At 72.9% G+C, this 19707-nt stretch carries 15 protein-coding genes and 2 pseudogenes; 11 read left to right on the top strand and 6 right to left on the bottom strand.

Going from position 1 to position 19707, the window contains the following annotated elements; all coding sequences use genetic code 11:
* The first annotated feature begins 333 nt into the window (after window positions 1-333).
* Both B9S58_RS32865 and fxsA read left to right on the top strand, forming a co-directional pair.
* A complete protein-coding gene (locus B9S58_RS32865; RefSeq protein ID WP_103535551.1) occupies window positions 334-1101 on the top strand; it encodes a polyprenol monophosphomannose synthase in 768 nt (255 codons plus the stop codon).
* 113 nt (window positions 1102-1214) lie between these two features.
* A complete protein-coding gene (gene fxsA, locus B9S58_RS32860) occupies window positions 1215-1823 on the top strand; it encodes an FxsA family membrane protein (RefSeq protein ID WP_103535550.1) in 609 nt (202 codons plus the stop codon).
* A gap of 20 nt (window positions 1824-1843) precedes the next feature.
* Here the strand turns inward: fxsA and B9S58_RS32855 are convergent.
* The 4 genes and pseudogenes from B9S58_RS32855 to B9S58_RS32840 form a co-directional block, all read right to left on the bottom strand.
* Window positions 1844-2197: pseudogene (locus tag B9S58_RS32855) on the bottom strand (RNA polymerase-binding protein RbpA); the annotation flags it as partial.
* Between the two features lie 265 nt (window positions 2198-2462).
* Complete coding sequence (locus tag B9S58_RS32850) at window positions 2463-3836, bottom strand: MFS transporter (protein WP_103535549.1); 1374 nt, start codon at window positions 3834-3836, stop codon at window positions 2463-2465.
* Between the two features lie 46 nt (window positions 3837-3882).
* A complete protein-coding gene (locus B9S58_RS32845; RefSeq protein ID WP_103535548.1) occupies window positions 3883-4644 on the bottom strand; it encodes a glycerophosphodiester phosphodiesterase in 762 nt (253 codons plus the stop codon).
* The gene (locus B9S58_RS32840; RefSeq protein WP_103535547.1) at window positions 4641-5354 is read right to left on the bottom strand and encodes a YitT family protein; all 714 of its coding nucleotides are present in this window, start codon (window positions 5352-5354) and stop codon (window positions 4641-4643) included. The genes B9S58_RS32845 and B9S58_RS32840 overlap by 4 nt, the downstream gene beginning before the upstream one ends.
* A 102-nt stretch (window positions 5355-5456) precedes the next feature.
* On the opposite strand from B9S58_RS32840, the gene B9S58_RS32835 reads away from it, so the two are divergent.
* Window positions 5457-6956, top strand: a complete 1500-nt coding sequence (locus tag B9S58_RS32835) for a PLP-dependent aminotransferase family protein (protein WP_103535546.1) — start codon at window positions 5457-5459, stop codon at window positions 6954-6956.
* 86 nt (window positions 6957-7042) lie between these two features.
* Here B9S58_RS32835 and B9S58_RS32830 read toward each other — a convergent pair whose 3' ends face one another.
* Window positions 7043-8725 carry a hypothetical protein gene (locus B9S58_RS32830; RefSeq protein ID WP_103535545.1) on the bottom strand — a complete coding sequence of 561 codons (1683 nt, stop codon included), beginning with the start codon at window positions 8723-8725 and terminating at the stop codon, window positions 7043-7045.
* A 37-nt stretch (window positions 8726-8762) separates the two neighbouring features.
* Window positions 8763-8957, bottom strand: coding sequence for a hypothetical protein (locus B9S58_RS32825; RefSeq protein WP_006123109.1), 195 nt, complete (start codon window positions 8955-8957; stop codon window positions 8763-8765).
* A 326-nt stretch (window positions 8958-9283) separates the two neighbouring features.
* Here B9S58_RS32825 and B9S58_RS40085 point away from each other — a divergent pair, with 326 nt between their 5' ends.
* The 8 genes and pseudogenes from B9S58_RS40085 to B9S58_RS32785 form a co-directional block, all read left to right on the top strand.
* Window positions 9284-9676 (top strand): ankyrin repeat domain-containing protein, encoded by a 393-nt coding sequence (locus B9S58_RS40085; RefSeq protein WP_103535544.1) that lies wholly within the window; start codon window positions 9284-9286, stop codon window positions 9674-9676.
* Window positions 9677-9966: 290 nt separating this feature from the next.
* Window positions 9967-11385: a hypothetical protein gene (locus B9S58_RS32810; protein ID WP_103535543.1), complete on the top strand. Its 1419-nt coding sequence runs from the start codon at window positions 9967-9969 to the stop codon at window positions 11383-11385.
* A 244-nt stretch (window positions 11386-11629) separates the two neighbouring features.
* Window positions 11630-12082, top strand: coding sequence for a hypothetical protein (locus tag B9S58_RS40350; protein WP_374935728.1), 453 nt, complete (start codon window positions 11630-11632; stop codon window positions 12080-12082).
* Window positions 12001-15696: a hydantoinase B/oxoprolinase family protein gene (locus B9S58_RS32800; RefSeq protein ID WP_103535542.1), complete on the top strand. Its 3696-nt coding sequence runs from the start codon at window positions 12001-12003 to the stop codon at window positions 15694-15696. The genes B9S58_RS40350 and B9S58_RS32800 overlap by 82 nt, the downstream gene beginning before the upstream one ends.
* 44 nt (window positions 15697-15740) lie before the next feature.
* On the top strand, window positions 15741-17270 hold the full coding sequence (locus B9S58_RS32795) for a hypothetical protein (RefSeq protein WP_103535541.1): 1530 nt from the start codon (window positions 15741-15743) through the stop codon (window positions 17268-17270).
* Window positions 17267-17416 carry a hypothetical protein gene (locus B9S58_RS38325; protein ID WP_181009538.1) on the top strand — a complete coding sequence of 50 codons (150 nt, stop codon included), beginning with the start codon at window positions 17267-17269 and terminating at the stop codon, window positions 17414-17416. The genes B9S58_RS32795 and B9S58_RS38325 overlap by 4 nt, the downstream gene beginning before the upstream one ends.
* Window positions 17413-18357 (top strand): hypothetical protein, encoded by a 945-nt coding sequence (locus B9S58_RS32790; protein ID WP_103535540.1) that lies wholly within the window; start codon window positions 17413-17415, stop codon window positions 18355-18357. Before B9S58_RS38325 ends, B9S58_RS32790 begins: the two co-directional genes overlap by 4 nt.
* 97 nt (window positions 18358-18454) lie before the next feature.
* A pseudogene (locus B9S58_RS32785) lies at window positions 18455-19707 on the top strand (hypothetical protein); the annotation flags it as partial.

The following is a 19707-nucleotide window of genomic DNA, read 5'->3' as shown; positions in this document are numbered from 1 at the left end:
CCCACCACCGCTGACAGCCAGGTTCAGCGCCCGCGCCTCGGGGCGAGGGACGGTTGCGGCCGGTCGGAGGGTGGGACCCGGGTGGGGCCCGGACGTTCAGTAGACAACGGCTTTCGGTCGACCCGCAGCCAGCGGGTCCCAGGTCGGCCCGAAGGGCGCCGGGCCCCGATCCGCAGTTCCGTCCGGAGCCCTGAGCCATGTCGTGGGCCCGTGTTCTGTCCGCAGTTCCACGGGTCTGTCCGCGCCGCGCCGCACGCCCGCGCGACCGCGTCGGAGTCCGGCGGCGGCGCGCTGGATATGGTGTCCCTCTGTGTACGACTCTAAGGGGCAGTAGTGAACGACGGCGGTCAGAGGCAGTTCGGCCCGCTCGGCAAGGTTCTGGTGATCATTCCGACCTACAACGAGGTCGAGAACATCGGACCGATCGTCGACCGGGTGCGCACCGCCGTCCCGGATGCCGACATCCTGGTGGCCGACGACAACAGCCCCGACGGCACCGGCAAGGCGGCCGACGAGATCGCCGCGTCCGACGACCAGGTGCACGTCCTGCACCGCAAGGGCAAGGAAGGGCTCGGCGCCGCCTATCTCGCCGGCTTCGCCTGGGGCTCCGAGCACGGCTACGGCGTGCTCGTCGAGATGGACGCCGACGGCTCCCACCAGCCCGAGGAGCTGCCCAGGCTGCTCACCGCGCTCAAGGGCGCCGACCTGGTCCTCGGATCCCGCTGGGTGCCGGGCGGCCGGGTGGTCAACTGGCCCAGGAGCCGGGAGGTGATCTCGCGCGGCGGAAGCCTCTACTCCCGGCTTGCTCTCGGCCTCTCCGTCCGGGACGTCACCGGCGGCTACCGCGCCTTCCGCACCGAGACGCTGGGCGGCCTCGGACTGGGCGAGGTCGCCTCGCAGGGCTACTGCTTCCAGGTGGATCTCGCCCGCCGCGCGGTCGAGGCGGGCTATCACGTGGTCGAGGTCCCCATCACGTTCGTCGACCGGGAGATCGGCGACTCGAAGATGAGCCGGGACATCCTCGTCGAGGCGCTGTGGCGGGTCACCGGCTGGGGCATCACCTCCCGCGCGAACAAGGTTCTGGGTCGCAAGCCCCTCTGACGGCCCCGGACCGGAGACGGAGGGCGGGCTGGCGGCCGGGGGCGGACCGGACCGGACCGCTTCATGATCACCCTCTTACGCCGCTTGCACGCCGGTACGGGCACACTGGGTGCATGACGACCGGCACTCCGCCCCCGACCCGTCCCCGGCGCTCGCGCGCCCGTAGATTCCTGCCGCTTGCCCTGGCCGCCTGGCTGGTCCTGGAGATCTGGCTCCTGACCCTGGTCGCCTCGGCCGCGGGCGGCCTCGCCGTCCTGCTGATCCTGGTGGCCGGCGCCGTGCTCGGCACGGTGGTCATCAAGAGCGCCGGCCGGCGCGCCTTCAAGAACCTGACCGAAACCCTCCAGCAGATGCCGGGACAGCCCGGTGCCCCCGCCACCCCGCCGGCCGCTGCCGCGGGTGGCAAGGGATCCCGGGGCAACGGGCTGCTGATGCTGGGCGGGCTGCTGCTCCTGATCCCCGGCCTGATCTCGGACGCGGCCGGCCTGATCCTGCTGGTGCCGCCAGTGCGCACCATGATCAGCCGTTACGCGGAGCGCTCGCTGGAACGCCGGATGCGGGCCGCCTCGCCGGGCAGCCTCTCGGACGCGTTCCAGCAAGCCAGGATGCACCGGCCGGACGGAAAAGTCGTCCCCGGTGAGGTCGTCCGCGAGGACGGCACCCAGGCGCCCTCCGGGCCCGACGACGACCCGCAGGGTCCTCGCCCGCCCCTCACCCCCTGACGGGAAGGGCATACCAAGAGCCGCGGGTGCACGGCGATGTTCATGGCTCCGGAGCGCAGAACCGCCAGCCTCTCGGCCAGCACCTCCTCCAGCTCCTCGCGGGTGCGCCGCTCCATGAGCATGTCCCAGTGCGTACGCGCCGGCTTGCCCTTCTTCTCTTCGGGGCCATCCCCGTCCACCAGGAGTGCCTGGGCGCCGCACGCCTTGCACTCCCACTCCGGCGGAATTTCCGCCTCTACCGAGAACGGCATCTCGAATCGATGTCCGTTCTGGCATGCGTACTCCACCGCCTGGCGCGGGGCCAGATCGATGCCGCGGTCCGTCTCGTAGCTGGTAACCACAAGTCGCGTGCCGCGGAGAGCTCGCTCACTCATGAATCGTGCCTCCCGGGCTTGTCGCCCACAGGACAAAATGTCGCTGTCGTCGTCATCCGGTCAACGTCCGGTCGGCGGTAAAGATTCCCGTTGCCGGTCATGCGTCGCCCGTCGTGCCGCTGCCTTATCTGGGTTGAGTACCCGCCCATGCCCGGTTTGTCACCTTTGTTGGATGTTGTCACCCAGCGGTTGAACCGCTTCCACTCGCAGTAACGGTCCTCCGGGCAGGCCAAAGACGTATACTACCGGCCTTTGACGGCAACGTCTAAATCCGGTCCGGCACCGGGTTGCCCGCGGCCTGGATCGCCCGCCTCACCGGAACCCGCGCGAGCAGTGCCGCGCCGAGGGCGAAGAACACGATCAGCGAGATGATCGCCTCCCGGTAGCTGCCGGTCAGCTGGTACGCCAGACCGAACACCAGGGGCCCCAGCCAGCTCAGACCGCGGTCGCTCATCTCGTACGCGGAGAAGTACTCCGCCTCCTTGCCGCGCGGCACCAGATGCGAGAACAGCGACCGCGACAGCGCCTGGCTGCCGCCCAGCACCAGACCGATCGCCGCCGCCAGGACGAAGAAGAACACCGGCGCGTCGGCGGGCAGCAAGTAGGCGGAGACCAGGATCAGGGTCCAGATGACCAGCGATCCGAGGATAGTGCGCTTGGCGCCGTGCGTCCGGGCGAGCCGCCCCATGCCGAGAGCCCCCGCCACCGCCAGGATCTGCACCAGCAGCACGGCGATGATCAGCGTCGTCTGATCCAGGCCCAGCTCCTCGGAGCCGTACAGCGAGGCCTGTGAGATCACCGTCTGGATCCCGTCGTTGTAGACGAGATAGGCGAGCAGGAAGGAGAGCGTCAGCGGGTGGCGCCGCATGTCGCGCAGGGTTGCCCGCAGCTGCTTCCACCCGGATCCGACCGAGCCCTCGCCGCCCGGCGGCACCCGGCGGTCGCGCAGCCGGCGCAGCGGTACGAGGGTGAACGCACCCCACCACACACCGGCCGAGGCGAGACAGATCCGCACCGCGTCGGACTCCGCCAGCCCGAAGGACTCGTGGCCGGTGTACAGGATCAGGTTGAGGACCAGGACTAGGGCGCCCGAGGCGTAGCCGAAGGCCCAGCCGTGCGAGGAGACCGCGTCGCGCTCCTCCGGCCCGGCGATCTGCGGCAGGTAGGCGTTGTACAGGACCATCGACACGGAGATCGAGGCGTTGGCCACGATCAGCAGGAACGCCCCCAGCAGATAGCGGTGGCCGTCCAGGAAGAACATCCCGGCCGTCGCCGCGGCCCCCGTGTAGGCGGCCGCCGCCAGCAGCGGCTTCTTGCGCCCCGTACGGTCCGCCGCCGCGCCCACGATCGGCATCAGGATCACGGCCACCACGATGGACGCCGAGACGGAGTACGCGAACAGCGAGCCCGCGCGCACGGGTATGCCTAGGGGGTGCACGAACCCGTCGGGATCGGCCGCCGCCTTGGCGATCGACGTCAGATACGGACCGAGGAAGACGGTCAGCACGCTGGTGGAGTAGACGGAGCAGGCGAAGTCGTAGAAATACCAGCCGTGCTGCTCCCGCTTGCGGGCGGCCGCCGTTCCGTCTCCCGGCGGTCGCCCTGACGGATCGGCCTTCCCCGTGGTCCCGGTGCTCATTCCGCGTCCCCTCGGTCGTCCCCTGTGGACGCGGACGGACCGGGCGTCAAGACCATGCCCCCCGCTCGCTCAGCACCGTACGCAGCGTCTCGATGTGATCGGTCATGATGCCATCCACGCCGAGGTCCAGGAGCGCCGCCATCCGCTCCGGTTCGTTCACCGTCCAGACGTGCACCTGGAGTCCCAGCGCGTGCGCCGTGCGGACGAAACGGGCGTCCACCACCGGGATGCCGCCCTGCCGCTCCGGGACCTGTGCGCAGACCGCGCCCGCGCGCAGGGCCGCCGGGATCCCGTACGAACGCAGGCGCAGCCCCAGGACGCCGCGCACCCCGTACGACGTGGCCAGGCGGTGGCCCGCCAGACGGTGGGCGCGGGCCACCCGGGCCTCCGAGAACGAACCGACGCAGACCCGGTCCCAGGCGTCGGTGCGGCGGATCAGGCCGAGCAGCGGCTCCAGCGCCGATTCGGCCTTAAGGTCCACGTTCCAGCGGGCCTCCGGGAACTCCTCAAGGAGTTCCTCGAAGAGCGGGAGCGGTTCGCCGCCCCCGACCCGGGCCCGGCGCACCTCGCTCCAGGGCAGTTCGGCGATCCGGCCCCGGGTGTCGGTGACCCGGTCCAGCGTCGCGTCGTGGAAGGCGACCAGCCGGCCGTCCGCCGTGGTGTGCACATCGGTCTCGAAGTAGCGGTAGCCCGCGTCGGACGCCCGGCGGAAGGCGGTCGCGGTGTTCTCCACGCCGTCCGCCGCCCCGCCGCGATGGGCGAAGGCGATCGGCGTCGGGTGGTCCAGGTAGGGGTGGCTCGGTTTCACTGCGGCAGTATGGCGTGCCCGGACGCCGGGGCGGCAACGGGCCCGGAACCGGCGGGCGGCGCGGTGGTGGACGGTCCGTCGGAACCCGGGGTGACCTCGGCGGGCGCGGGCAGTGCGAACATCCGCAGGAAGAACTGGGCCAGCGGGCCGATGGCGAGGGCGTACAGCACCGTTCCGGCCCCGAGCGAGCCGCCCAGCACGAAGCCCGTCGCCACGACGGCCACCTCGATCGCCGTGCGGACCAGCCGGATCGAGCGGCCGGTGACGTGGTTCAGCCCGGTCATCAGCCCGTCGCGCGGGCCGGGGCCGAACCGGGCCGCGATGTACAGCCCGGTCGCCACCCCGTTGAGCACGACGCCCAGAACCATCACCGGGATGCGGAGCCCGAGGCCCTCCAGGTCGCCGACCACGGCGAGCGTCCCGTCCAGCGCCAGCCCGACCACGAAGACGTTCGAGACCGTGCCGAGCCCCGGCCGCTGGCGCAGCGGGATCCACAGCAGCAGCACCACCGCGCCGATGATGATCGACACGACGCCGATCGAGATCCCGGTCAGTTCAGCGAGGCCCTGGTGCAGTACGCCCCACGGCTCCAGGCCGAGTTCGGCCCGCACCAGGAGCGCGGAGCTCGCCCCGTACAGCGTCAGGCCGATGTACAGCTGGACCAGCCGCCGGGTGAGATGGGTGGTGCTCCGGCCGGTGGTCCTGGCCACGTTGTGCCCCCTGATGTAGTGATAGTGGACTGCTTCGTGCCACTCTGTGGCAGGAGGCCGGTCGTCAACTATGGCCAATTCGAGGAAGGTGGACTGATTTCGGTGGCACAGTGGACATCGACAGTGGGGGCGGCCCAGCTCGCCCGGCAGCTCCGGTCGCAACAGGCCCGGCCCACCGGACCGGGCGGCCGCAAGCCCCCCGCCTACCGTGCGCTGGCCGACGGCGTACGGCTACTCGTCCTGGAGGGCCGGGTTCCGGTCGCCGCCCGACTCCCCGCCGAACGTGAACTGGCCCTCGCCCTGTCCGTCAGCCGGACGACCGTCGCGGCCGCCTACGAGGCGCTGCGCGCCGAAGGCTTCCTGGAGTCGCGGCGCGGCGCGGGAAGCTGGACCGCCGTCCCGGCCGGTAATCCGCTGCCCGCCCGCGGTCTGGAACCGCTGCCGCCGGAGTCGCTCGGCTCGATGATCGACCTGGGTTGCGCGGCCCTGCCGGCACCCGAGCCCTGGCTGACCCGTGCCGTCCAGGGGGCGCTGGAGGAGCTGCCGCCGTACGCCCACACGCACGGTGACTACCCGGCCGGACTGCCCGCCCTGCGCCAGATGATCGCCGACCGCTACACCGCGCTCGGCATCCCCACCATGCCCGAACAGGTCATGGTCACCACCGGCGCGATGGGTGCCATCGACGCGATCTGCCACCTCTTCGCGGGCCGCGGCGAACGCATCGCGGTCGAGTCCCCCAGTTACGCCAACATCCTCCAGCTGATGCGCGAGACGGGCGCCCGCCTGGTCCCGGTCGCGATGGAGGAGGGGCTCGGCGGCTGGGACATGAACCGCTGGCGTCAGGTGCTGCGGGACGCCGCACCCCGGCTCGCCTATGTGGTCGCCGACTTCCACAACCCCACCGGCGCGCTCGCCGACGAGCAGCAGCGCCGGGACCTGGTGGAGGCGGCCCGGTCGGCCGGAACGGTCCTGGTCGTCGACGAGACGATGAGCGAACTCCGCCTGGACGCAGACATCGACATGCCGCGCCGGGTCTGCGCCTTCGACCCGGCCGGCAGCACGGTCCTGACCGTCGGCTCGGCCAGCAAGGCCTTCTGGGCCGGCATGCGCATCGGCTGGGTGCGCGCGGCCCCGGACGTCATCCGCAGTCTGGTCGCCGCCCGCGCGTACGCCGACATGGGCACCCCCGTCCTGGAACAGCTCGCCGTCAACTGGCTGATGGGCACGGGCGGCTGGGAACAGGCCGTCGAGGTCCGGCGGAGCCAGGCGCGCGAGAACCGGAACGCACTGGTCGCGGCGGTGCGCCGGGAACTTCCGGACTGGGAGTTCGCCGTGCCGCGCGGCGGCCTGACGCTGTGGGTGCGCACCGGCGGCCTCTCCGGATCGCGGCTGGCCGTCGCGGGCGAACGCGTCGGCGTCCGGGTGCCTTCGGGCCCTCGCTTCGGGGTCGACGGGGCCTTCGAGGGATATGTGCGGCTGCCGTTCACGGTGAGCGGCCCGGTCGCCGACGAGGCGGCCGTACGCCTGGCCGCGGCGGTGGGCCTGGTGCGGTCCGGGGCGGGCGCGGGGGCCGACGTCCCGCGCAGCTTCGTGGCCTGAGCGGCTCCTTCGACGGAACGACCGCGGGCGGGGAGCGGACCATCGGGTCCGCTCCCCGCCCGTCGTGCTGCTCGGGCCTGCCCGGCTCAGCTCTCGGCGCCCGCCGGCTGCGCCTTCGCGAGCGGCTCGGACGGCCTGGCCTCGGCGACCACCGCCTCCACCGGAACCGCCTCGACCGGACGGGCCGCGGCTTCCACCGCCACGGGGACCTGCTCCGTCGCGGGGCCCTCGTCGGCGGGCTCCCGCGCCGGCGCCGCCATCGGGGTGTGCGGGCCGGGCAGCAGGCCGAGTACCGCCCGCCGGTGCGCGTCGCTGGTGGCGTCGTCGTACGGGTCCGGGGTGGCGGGCACCTGGAGCCGCAGGACCGGGCCCGTGCCCAGGCGGACGTAGCCGCGGCCCGGGGGGACCTCGGGCGGCGGCGTGGTGTGCGGTTCGGCGCCGAGGACGGCTTCGATCTGCTCGCGGGAGGCGGGCCCGAGGACCGCGCGGGCGCGGGTGTGGGTCCGTACGGTCTCGGTGAGCGTGTCCAGCGCGTCGAACTGCTCGGCCAGCACGACGGTGACCTGCGCCGCCCGGCCGTGCCGCAGCGGGATCCGGAGCAGTTCCTGCGGGTCGGGCCTGCCGTCGGCCGTCGCGAGGTGGCCGAGGACGCCGGGCCGGTCCAGCAGGATCCACAGCGGACGCCGGATGTCGTCCGGCGTCGGGCGGCCGGTCTGGCGGGCCAGGTTGGCGGTGATCAGGCGCCGCTCGGTCTCGTGCGCCGCCCATTCCAGAGTGGCCAGCGCCCCGCCGAGGCCGGACTCCACGGCGAGGACGCCGGTGCGCCCGGTGAGGGCGCCGTACTCACCGGTCCCGCTGCCGTCGACGACGATCACGTCGCCGTTCTGGAGGGCCTGGAGGGCGATCGAGCGGACCAGGGTCGTGGTGCCGGCACCGGGCTGTCCGACGGCCAGCAGGTGCGGTTCGGTGGAGCGGCCGCCGGTCCGCCAGACCACGGGCGAGGCGTCCACCGTCGTGTCGCCGTCGCGCACGGGGACGGTGCGCGAGACGGCGTCCGGGTCGGTGAAGCCGATGACCGTCTCGCCGGGGGCGGTGACGAAGCGCTGGGCGGCGATCGTCGTGGGGAGCGCGTCCAGCACCGTCATGACGAGGCGGTTGGCCTCCTCGTCCCAGCCGAAGTGGTACTCACGGCCCCGGCCGGACTTGGTGTGGAGCAGCTGCTCGATCCGGGAGCGGGCGGCGGCCTCGCCGTCCGTGAAGTACGCGGGGTAGGAGACCTGGAGGCGGGTGAGCCGCCCGTCGTCGTCGAAGCCGTAGCCGTCGAGGGCCTTCGCCCAGTCGCCGCCGTGGGCGAACAGCGGATCGGGGTCGTCGGCCGTCGAGAAGTACGGCACGAGCGCCTCGTACAGCGACCGCAGGCGTGCGGTCTCCGCGTCGTCGGGCCCGGTCCGCACCGGGGCCCGCTCCCGCCCCTTCCACGCGGCTGCGCCCATCACCGTGACGAGGGCCAGGATCGGCCCGTAGGGGACGAGCGCCACCACCAGCACGCAGGCCGCGCCGAGGAACAGCTTGGGACCTCGCCGTTCCTTGGGGGTCGCGACCCACTTCTGCCGGCCGGACACGGCCAGCAGCCGCAGTCCGCGGACCACTGTGATCAGCGGATGGAGGACATCGGTGGCACTGTCGGCGGCCGTGCGCGCGATCTCTCTGCTGCGAGTGATCGAAGCGCTGCCGCTGCTCAGAATGCGGGGGAGTGGTCGCCGGGCCACATCGGTCTCCTGAAGGGGTGGGAGCGGTTGCGGAGCGTCAGAACTTGATCCCGCCCAGCAGGCCGGCGAGGCTCGCCCCGCCCGCCGTGATGCTCGGCGCGATGGCGGTGCCGGCCAGGTAGAAGCCGAACAGGGCACAGACGATGGCGTGGGAGGCCTTGAGCCCGTCCTTCTTGAAGAACAGGAAGACGATGATGGCGAGCAGTACCACGCCCGAGATGGAAAGGATCATGAGCGGTTCTCTCCTGGTTGAAGGGGACAGTCACCATGAGTCCTTCCAGGATCACGGGAAGTATCTATACGACAAAAGGTGCAATCGAGTGAATATCCTGCGCTTTCACTTGACTGGCCCACGGAAGTCGGCCTCCAGGGAGCGGCATCACCTCGTCCGTGCCGGGCAGGATCAGCCGCGGTGATCCCTTGCCGTGTCCGGGCCGGGTCATGTCGTCCCGGGAGCAGTACCCTGTCGATTCACTCGTACGGCCCCGTGCCGTACTCCCCACCAGGTCACCGCGGCGGTGACAGTCGCGGCAGCAGTCAAGGAAGGCGGTCCGTCCGATGAGTGGAACCCCCGATCCCGAGGTGGTCGAGCTGGCGACCAAGGTCTTCGACCTGGCCCGCACCGGCGACACCGAGGCGCTCACTGCGTACGTCGAGGCCGGAGTCCCCGCCAACCTCACCAACGACCGGGGCGACACGCTGCTGATGCTCGCCGCCTACCACGGGCACGCCGGCACCGTCGCCGCCCTCGTCGCCCGCGAGGCCGACCCGGACCGGGCCAACGACCGGGGCCAGACCCCGCTGGCCGGAGCCGTCTTCAAGGGGGAGGACGCCGTCATCGACGCCCTGCTCGCCGCGGGCGCCGACCCGGCCGCCGGAACCCCGTCCGCGCTGGACACGGCCCGGATGTTCGGCAAGTCCGACCTGCTGGAACGCTTCGGTGCCCGGTGAGACGCCGGCGGACGCGCTTGTCGACGCGTCCGCCGTGGGCTCCGCTGACCGGTCCGTCGTAAATGTGGTCGCGGTGGCGAAATGGCTGGGTCATCATGACGTCGCGGGCCCGCTCAGGGCCACCGACGAGAGGCAGAGGAAGATGCTCTACACCAGGCGAAAGACGGCGGTCGGCCGATCATGTCACTGCGCGGCGTAGCGGTGTCCCCCGGACACCCCCGCGTGCCGAGAGGCACGGGGGCACTGCACAGTCCCGGTTGCGTCGACAGCTTGATGTGAGGCTTTCTCCCATGTTCGATCCGTTCATAGCGCCGAGCGGCACCCTGCTCGGCCTGTTGCAGAGGGGCCGCGGCGACGGCACGCTCCACGCGCTCGCCGCACCGCGCCCCGAGGCCCTCGCGGCTCTCAACCACTGCGTCGTGAGCGACCCCCGTCACGACTGGCAGGTGGAGAACCGCTCCCTCTACTACGCGCGCCTCTACCTCGACCTCGACGGCGGTATCGAGGAGATCGAGCGGCACCTCGCCGATCCCGACGACCACCTCGATACCGACGACTCACGCACCGGTCTGGCGCTGTCCGTCCTCGGCCACCTCGCCTCCTACGGACGCGACGACGCCCTGGCCCTGCTCCGCCGCTACGCGGCGAACGGCGCCAACTGGGCCTGGGCCCTGGACGAACTCGCCCTGCGCGACGACGACGCCGGTCTGCGCTCCCTCGCGCTGCCCGTCCTCGCCCGCTTCCCGGCCACCGACCAGGGGGCGGCCGAGCTCGCCGCCGCCGTGCGGGACTCCTTCGAGCCGCGCCCCTGGCGGCTGTGGGCCGAAGACCCGCGCGAAGCGGTCGGCGCCCGGGTCAGGGCCGCCGGCGAGCAGGGCTCGTTCGACCGATGGCAACGCCAGATGCGCCCCGGGGGACCCCGCCCCGGCTGGAGCGTCCAGGCCGTCTTCGACTGGGCCCAGCAGGCCCTGGAGCGCGGCAGCGAACTGCACGTCCCCGCAGCGCGCTGTATTTCCGCCGTCGCCGGACCCGACGACCTGCACCTGATCGTCGAGGCCGCCCGCGGCGGCCCCGAAGGCGCCCGCTGCGCCGCCCTGCACTACCTCGCCGAGGCGGGCGACCCCGCCGTCCTCGACCTCATCGAGGCCGCCGCTGTCAGCTCCGCCCGCACCGTCGCCGACTCGGCCATCGCCGCCTTCGAGCGGATGACCAGCGGCGACGCCGTGGAACGGGCCAGGCGCTGGGCCCACCGCCCCGACGCCCTCGGTGCGTCGGCCGCCGGAGTGCTCGCCTGCCGAGGTGCCGCCCAGGACGCTCCCCAAGTCCTCGGCGCGCTGCGGGAGGCCGTACGCGGCGACGGGCCCGACGACCCCCGGCTGTGGACCCTGGTCGACGGAGCAGGACGCCTCGGCATCGCCTGCGCCGCCCCCGTGCTGCGCCACGTCTACCGCGAGACGTCCTCCTCGCACCTGCGGGGCAGGGCCGCCCGCGCCCTGGCCGCCACCGACCCGTTCTTCGCGACCGGGTTCGCGGTGGAGTGCCTCTGGGACTGCGAGGAGACGACCCGGGAGGTGGCCGCCCTGCACGCCGAGACGGGAGACGTCCGCGTCGCCGAACGCCTGCGCCGCCTCGCCGCCGATCCGGCCGAGGAGGCCGAGGTCCAGACGGCGGTACGGAGCCGGATCGGACCGGACGCGCCGGCGGTCTGAGGCCAGGAGCCGTGGGGAAGGGCGTTGGAGGAGGGGCGTTGCCAGCCCCCCCTCCTGGGCTTCCCACCACGGACATCAACCAGTGGTGGGCGCCCGGCACCCTGACCGACGTGCTCGCGGCCCAGGAGCCGGAGCGGATCGCCGCCTTCGCCGTCACGGTGGTGGGGGTGACCCGCTCCGCCTACCGGTGGCCCTGTGGAAAGCGGCCCACCTCATCGAGGGAGGCCGTGGTGACGACGGCTTCATGGACTTCCGTGACGGGCTCGTGCTGCTCGGACGGTCGACCTTCACCCGCGCGGTGGCCGACCCCGACTCGCCGGCCGCACTGCCGGTGGTCATCAGGATGGGCCGTGGCGAGAGCGGCTGGATCGGATACGAGTCCCTGAACGTGCCGGTCGCCGAGCTACCGACGGCGCCGGGGAGAGACCTTCTCCCCGGCGCCGCCGTGGAAGCGGCGCTCCGCGACCGCATACGCCCGGCGGGCGGGACCCGGGACGCCGAGGACGCCGAGGCGGCCCGTCGGCAGCCGCCCCGGCCGGTGGTGCTCCTCCCGGACCGGACTCCTGCCCGCGCTTTGCCCCTGCGGGACCGTGAGCGCGGGCACAGAATGGCGCCATGGCCGGACGCTGGGAGTTCTGGATCGACCGGGGCGGCACCTTCACCGATGTGGTGGGCCGCCGCCCCGACGGCCGTCTGATCACCCGCAAGCTCCTCTCCCACGACCCCGGCCGCTACGACGACGCCGCAGTCGCCGGAATCCGGCTGCTCCTCGGCCTGGACCCCGGAGAGCCGGTGCCCGCCGACCGGGTCGCCGCCGTCCGGATGGGCACCACCGTCGCCACCAACGCCCTGCTGGAGCGGCGGGGCGAGCCGACCGTCCTGCTGATCACCGAGGGCTTCCGGGACGCCCTGCGGATCGCGTACCAGAACCGGCCCCGCCTCTTCGACCGGCACATCGTCCTCCCCGAGGCCGTCCACGAGCGCGTGATCGAGGTCCCCGAACGCGTCGACGCCCACGGCCGCACCGTACGGCCTCTGGAACTCGACCCCGTACGAGAAGAGTTGCGCGCCGCCCACGCCGACGGGCTGCGCAGCGCCGCCGTCGTCCTGATGCACGGCTACCGCCACCCCGCCCACGAGCGGGCCGTCGCCGAGGCGGCCCGTGAGGCGGGCTTCACCCAGGTCAGCAGCTCCCACGAGGTCAGCCCGCTGATCAGGCTCGTCCCCCGCGGCGACACCACGGTCGTCGACGCCTACCTCTCACCCGTCCTGCGCCGGTACGTCGACGAGGTCGCCGCCCGCCTCGACGGAATCCGGCTGATGTTCCTCCAGTCCAACGGCGGTCTGCGCGAAGCCGCCCGGTTCCGCGGCAAGGACGCCGTCCTCTCCGGCCCGGCCGGAGGCGTCGTCGGCATGGTCCGCACCTCGCAGCGGGCCGGATACGACCGCGTCATCGGGTTCGACATGGGCGGCACCTCCACCGACGTCTCCCACTACGCCGGCGCGTTCGAACGGGAACTGGGCACCGAGGTCGCCGGAGTCCGGATGCGCGCCCCGATGATGAGCATCCACACCGTCGCGGCCGGCGGCGGATCCGTCCTGCACTTCGACGGCAGCCGCTACCGCGTCGGCCCCGAATCGGCCGGCGCCCACCCCGGCCCCGCCTGCTACCGCCGGGGCGGCCCCCTCACCGTCACCGACGCCAACGTGATGCTCGGCCGCGTCCAGCCCGGCCACTTCCCGGCCGTATTCGGTCCGGACGGAGACCTCCCGCTCGACGCCGGCCTCGTGCGCGAGCGGTTCACCGCGCTCGCCGACGACGTGGGACGCGCCACCGGGCGGCGGCCGGACGAGGCGGAGACGGCGGCGGGCTTCCTGGAGATCGCCGTGCTCAACATGGCCAACGCCGTCAAGAAGATCTCCGTGCAGCGCGGCCACGACATCACCCACTACGCCCTCACCGGCTTCGGCGGCGCGGGCGGCCAGCACGTCTGCGCGGTCGCCGACGCCCTCGGCATCGACACCGTCCTCGTCCCCCCGCTCGCCGGAGTGCTCTCCGCGTACGGCATCGGCCTGGCCGACGCCACCGCGATGCGCGAGCAGTCGGTGGAGGAGAAACTCGACGAGGCCGCCCGGGAACGCGTGGAAAGGCTCTGCGCGGAGCTGGCCGACCGTACCCGCGAAGCACTGCGCGCCGACGGAACGCCGGACTCCGCGATCACCACACAGGCCCGCGTCCTGCTGCGGTACGCCGGGACGGACGCGGCGCTGCCGGTGGACCTGGACACGGAGACCGCCATGGCCGAGGCGTTCGCCGCCGCCCACCGGGCCCGGTTCGGCTTCACGATGGACAAGCCCGTCGTCGTCGAGACGGTCTCGGTGGAGGCGACCGGGGCGACCCTGGCCACGGGGGCGACCGACGCCGCCGCGCCCCCCGCCGGGGCGGGGCACCCGGGCGATGCCGGGCCCGAGCCGGACACCACCGGACCCCGCGACACCCCGCCGGCCCCGGCCGACACCGTGGACCTGTACGCCGAGGGGCAGTGGCAGCGGGCCCCGCTGTACCGCCGGTCCGACCTGCACCCCGCCGACACCGTCACCGGGCCCGCCGTCGTCGCCGAGGACGACGCCACCACCGTCATCGAGCCCGGCTGGGCGGCCGAAGCCGGCCCGGCCGGCCACCTCGTCCTCACGCGCAGCCGCCCCCGGCCCGAACGCACCGCCGTCGGAACCCGGGTGGACCCGGTGAAGCTGGAGGTCTTCAACAACCTCTTCATGTCCATCGCCGAGCAGATGGGCGTCCGCCTGGAGAACACCGCCCACTCGGTCAACATCAAGGAGCGCCTCGACTTCTCCTGCGCCCTGTTCGACGCAGAGGGCAACCTGATCGCCAACGCCCCGCACATCCCGGTGCACCTCGGCTCCATGGGCGAGTCGATCAAGGAGGTCCTGCGGCGCAACGAGGGGAGACTGCGCCCCGGCGACGTGTACGCCGTCAACGACCCGTACCACGGCGGCACCCATCTGCCCGACGTCACGGTGGTGACCCCCGTGTTCGACGAGGGCGAAGCACCGGAACAGGGCCGGCTGCGCTTCCTGGTCGCCTCACGCGGCCACCACGCCGAGATCGGCGGCATCACCCCCGGCTCCATGCCCGCCTTCAGCCGGACGATCCACGAGGAGGGGGTGCTCTTCGACAACTGGCTGCTCGTCCGCGACGGCCGGCTGCGCGAGGACGAGACCCGCGACCTGCTCACCGCCGCCCCGTACCCCTCCCGGAACCCGGACACCAACCTCGCCGACCTGCGTGCCCAGATCGCCGCCAACGAGAAGGGCATCGCCGAACTGCGGTGCATGACAGACCAGTTCGGGACCGACGTCGTGGACGCCTACATGGGCCACGTCCAGGACAACGCCGAGGAGTCCGTACGCCGCATCGTCGCCCGGCTCCACGACGGTCACTGCCGCTACGAGACCGACAGCGGGGCCGTGATCCAGGTCCGGCTGACCGTGGACCGGGACGCCCGTGGCGCCCACCTCGACTTCACCGGAACCTCGCCCCAGCAACCCGGCAACGCCAACGCCCCCCGGTCCGTCGTCATGGCCGCCGTCCTCTACGTCTTCCGAACCCTCGTCGGGCAGGACATCCCGCTCAACAGCGGCTGCCTCAAGCCCCTGGACGTGACCATTCCGGCCGGGTCCATGCTCGACCCCGCCTACCCGGCGGCGACCGTCGCCGGCAACGTGGAGACCTCGCAGGCGGTCACCGGAGCGCTGTACGGAGCGATCGGCGGCCAGGCCGAGGGCTCCGGCACCATGAACAACCTCACCTTCGGCAACGAGAACGTCCAGTACTACGAGACGGTCGCCAGCGGATCCGGAGCGGGGGACGGCTTCGACGGCGCCGATGCCGTACAGACCCATATGACCAACTCCCGGCTCACCGACCCCGAGATCCTGGAGTGGCGGCTGCCCGTCCTGCTGGAGAGCTTCGAGGTCCGGAAGGACAGCGGGGGAGCGGGGCGGTGGCACGGCGGTGACGGCGTCGCGCGCCGCATCCGCTTCCTGGAGCCCGTCACTCTCGCGCTGCTCTCCGGCCACCGCCGCGTCCCGCCGTACGGAGCGGAGGGCGGGGAGCCGGGGGCACTCGGGGAGCAGTACATCGAGCGGGCCGGGGGTGAAACGGTCCCGCTGGAGGGCTGCGACACCGCCGAACTGGACGCCGGTGACGTCCTGGTGGTGCGTACGCCGGGCGGCGGAGGATACGGGCCCGCGGCGCACAGGACCGCCGCACGGGACCGGTCGCATTAGCGCCGTTTCGACCGTTGTCAGTGCGAGGACCTAATCTGTCCCACGTGACTTCGCCTGCCTACCCGGACACCGCCTCGCCGCAGCTCAGCGCGGGGCCGCGGCCTGCCCCGGGCCCCGCCGCCGACGAGGGGCTCTCACGGCGGCTGCGCGCGCTCGCGTGCACGGCGCCGCTGCACGACCTCGACGTCCGCAAGGCGAATCTGGCCGGCGAGTACACGGTGTACGCCATGGCGGAGGTCGCCCTCGCCGCGATCGACCACGTCACGCTCAACATGGACTTCGACACCGGAGCCGACCACGACCAGATAGTGGCCAGACTGCTGCCCCGGGTCGGCGCCCAGGCCCCCGACCGCCCCGTCGCCGAACACGAACGGGTCGCCCGCTGGGTCCTGGAGAACCTGATCAACGTCGGCAGCGTAGACCGCGGCTTCCGCGCGGTCTACGGCACTTTCAACCCCGACGGGGTCTATGTCCGCCGGGACTACGACTTCAAGCTCATCGAAGAGGTCCCGGGCTACGGCGGCACGGTCTACCTCCGCGCCACCGACGAAGCGGTCAACGTCCTGGTCGGCGCGTTGGACACCGATGTCACCAGCGCCCAGATCGCCGCCGAGGTCAAGCTGGAGGTCCTCATCAGCCGGGGCCGCCTCGCGGACGCCCAGCTCGCCGCCGAACAGGCCCGCTACCGCACCGTGCAGTACGCCGAGACCCTGCGCCGGACCCTGGAGGCCACCCGGCGCAACGTCCGCGCCGTCGACTGGCTCCACACCGTCCCGGACATGATCGCCGAGGCCCTGGACCACGTGGCCGACCGCTACCGCCACGAGAACGCGATCCTCACCAACATCCGCAAGGCGCGCGACGAGGCCGAGGACCCCGAGCACAAGCGCCGGGCAGCCGAGCTCGTCGACATCGTCAAGGACTGTATCCGCCGCCACACCCAGCTCCAGTCCCGGCTCCTGGAGGCGGGCCCCCTCTTCCGCGCGGAGCAGGACCGGCAGGCGTTCGCCCCGCCCACCGCCCACGCGGGCCTCGATCTGTACGGGCAGCTCCTCGCCCCGCTCCTCCCCCTCCCCGTCGAACAGTCCACCCGGGCCACCGACGCCTTCTTCGCCCACGGCACCGGCCTGCGCACCCCCACCTCCGTACGGGTCGGGGACCTGGTCGACATGCTGCTCACCCCGCCGCTGGAGCGCGAGCACCTGGGCGCGGAGATGCCCGAGCCCGACCTGATCGCCACCCCGGACGACAGCCGGTTCAGCGAGGAGCAGCTCGCCCGCGCCATGACCCTGCTCGACCTGGAGCACGACGCCCCGCGCCGGCTCTCCGGACTGCTCGCCGAGGCCCGCCGCACCGGCGACACCGACCTGCCGTACCTGGTCGCCCTGCTCGCCGTCCACGCCGCCAGCCCGCCGGTCGGCACCGCCTACCGCCAGGGCGAGCGCCGCCTGCTGTTCGCCGTGGACGACGGGGCCGAGCTGGACGACCCGGAGTTCGGCGGCGCCGACCTGATCGTGGGCACCGCCCTGCTGGACGCCGTCGGCATGGCCGCCGACCGCAAGGAGGCCTCGTGACCGGCCCCGCGACGACCGGCCCCGCGCCTTCCGGCACGAACCGCCCCACCGCTTCCGCCATGAACCGCTCCGCGCCTCCTGCCATGGCCGGTCCTGCCCTCCCGCCGCACCCGCACGTCTTCCGTACCGAGGAGTCCCAGCCGTGAGCGACCACGACGCCGAGCACCCCGACGCGTGGACCGAGCCCTCCACGTACGCCGGACCCTCCACCCCGTACGCCGGCGACTCGGCGCACCCCGGCGCCGCCGAGCCCGCCGGACAGGCACCCGTCACCCCGGCCGACGCCGCCGACGCTGCCCGCCTGGTCTCCTTCGGACTCCAGCCCAAGCTGCTGCCCGCCCGCGACGCCGAATACGCCGACCTGCTGCGGCGCTACCGCGAGGAGAGCACCTTCGCCCGGCTCGCCGACGCCGTCGCCACCGGTCTCGGCCTCATCGTCCTGGAGGTCTCCCCGCGAGCCGGGATGGCCGTGACGGCGGGCGAGGACTCCGTCTTCGCCGTCCGCATGGGTGACTACGCCCGCCGCGCCTCCTCCGACGCCGCCGACCGCTTCCTGCACGGCCTCGCCCACCTGGCCGTCGCCGCCCTCGCCTTCCCCCGCCCCGAGGACCTCGCCGACGACGCGTACATCGGCCGCATCACGGTCAACGGCGTCGACGCCTTCGTCCGTCAGGCCTGCCGGCGGCTGGAGGAGCGCGCCGAGGAACAGGGCGACAACACCGACCCGGTCAGCGACGCCCCCGGGCTCGAAGCCGGCTGGCGGATCTACGCCCGCCGCAGCGCCACCGGCGCGACCAAGGACGCCCGTCGGCTCGCCGGATCCACCACCGGCATCATCGGCAAGGCCGTCGCCTTCCTCACCGACTCCGGCTTCCTCCAGCGCACCGGCGACGACGCGGGTGGCGCCTACCGCACCACCGCCCGCTACCAGCTCCAGGTCCGCGACATGGCGGGCAGCGCCGCCATGGCCGAACTGCTGGAGCTCGGCGTCGTCCCGGTCACAGACGGCTCCGCCACCCTGCTGCCGCCGCCCGACCCCGACAGCATGGAGCTGGCCGCCGACGCGGGCCTCCCCTTCCACTCCTGACCCGACCGGCCGTTCCCGACCACGCCGCAAAGCCCGTCCGCACCGCACCGCATCTGCCGCTCCGCCCCCGCTCACCGAACGACGAGAGTCCGCCGCCATGTACGAGTTGTCCCGGGTCCGCCTCTACTCCATCGGGCCTGCCGGTGCGCGCTACGCCGACACCGTCCTCGACCTGCGCGGCGTCGGCGCACCCGTTCCCCGCCCCGCCCCCGCCCAGGCGGAGTTCTTCGAGGACGAGCCGGTCGGCCCGCCCCGCCGGCCCGCCCCCGCGGGTGTCCTCTTCCTGGAGAACGGCGGCGGCAAGTCCGTCCTGCTCAAGCTGATCTTCTCGGTGATGCTCCCCGGCCACCGCAACACCCTCGGCGGCGCCAGCTCCGGCGTGCTGCGCAAATTCCTCCTCGCTGACGACTGCGGGCACGTCGCCCTGGAGTGGCAGCACACCCTCACCGGTGAATGCGTCGTCGTCGGCAAGGTCAGCGAGTGGCGCGGCCGCCAGGTCTCCAACGACCCCCGCAAGTTCGCCGAGGCCTGGTATTCGTTCCGGCCCGGTCCCGGGCTCAGCCTGGACAGCCTGCCCGTCGCCGAGTCCTCCGCCGTGGGGCGCCCCGCCGAGGGCGTCTCCGGGGCGCGCGGCAGGCGGCGCACCATGAAGGGGTTCCGCGACGCGCTGATGGACGCGGGCAAGTTCTACCAGCACCTCGACGTGCACTGGGAAGAGATCCACGACCGTTGGATCGAACACCTCGGCGACCTCGGCCTCGACCCCGAACTCTTCCGCTACCAGCGCGAGATGAACGCCGACGAGGGCGAGGCCGCCGGACTCTTCGCGGTGAAGAAGGACTCCGACTTCACCGACCTGCTGCTGCGCGCCGTCACCGACACCCGCGACACCGACGGACTCGCCGACCTGGTCAGCGGCTTCGGCAACAAACTGGGCCGCCGCGCCGAGCTGACCGCCGAACGCGACTTCACCGCGGGCTCCGTGGATCTGCTCGGCCGGATCGTCGAGGCCACCGACGCCCGCGCCCGCACCCGCGACATCCACGCCGGCGCCGAACGCCGCACCCGTACCCTGGCCCGCCGCCTGACCGCCCGCGCCGCCGAGGAGCGCGGCCGCACCACCGAGCTGGCCGAACGTGTCACCGCGGCCGCCCACACCGTCACCGAGGCCGACGCCACCCGGGGCCGCCGCGCCCTGATCGCCGCCGAACTCGCCTACCGGCACGCCTCGCTGGCCCTGACCGCCGCCGAGAAGAGCGCCGCCACCGGCCGTAAGGAGCTGGTCGAGGCCCGCACCCTGCACGCCGCCTGGCAGGCCGCCGAAGCCGTCCTGCGCCACCGCGCCGCCGC

Origin of the sequence: Streptomyces sp. SM11 (assembly GCF_002910905.1) — a bacterium.
Lineage (GTDB): Bacteria > Actinomycetota > Actinomycetes > Streptomycetales > Streptomycetaceae > Streptomyces.
This window is presented reverse-complemented; position numbering and strand designations above follow the sequence as displayed.

Bases quoted from the DNA above. Each gene is read 5' to 3' on its own strand.
- B9S58_RS32810 (WP_103535543.1), top strand. From the start codon at position 9,967: ATGTTCGATCCGTTCATAGCGCCGAGCGGCACCCTGCTCGGCCTGTTG.
- fxsA (WP_103535550.1), top strand. From the start codon at position 1,215: ATGACGACCGGCACTCCGCCCCCGACCCGTCCCCGGCGCTCGCGCGCC.
- B9S58_RS32825 (WP_006123109.1), bottom strand. From the start codon at position 8,957: ATGATCCTTTCCATCTCGGGCGTGGTACTGCTCGCCATCATCGTCTTC.
- B9S58_RS32800 (WP_103535542.1), top strand. From the start codon at position 12,001: ATGGCCGGACGCTGGGAGTTCTGGATCGACCGGGGCGGCACCTTCACC.
- B9S58_RS32850 (WP_103535549.1), bottom strand. From the start codon at position 3,836: ATGAGCACCGGGACCACGGGGAAGGCCGATCCGTCAGGGCGACCGCCG.
- B9S58_RS40085 (WP_103535544.1), top strand. From the start codon at position 9,284: ATGAGTGGAACCCCCGATCCCGAGGTGGTCGAGCTGGCGACCAAGGTC.
- B9S58_RS40350 (WP_374935728.1), top strand. From the start codon at position 11,630: ATGGACTTCCGTGACGGGCTCGTGCTGCTCGGACGGTCGACCTTCACC.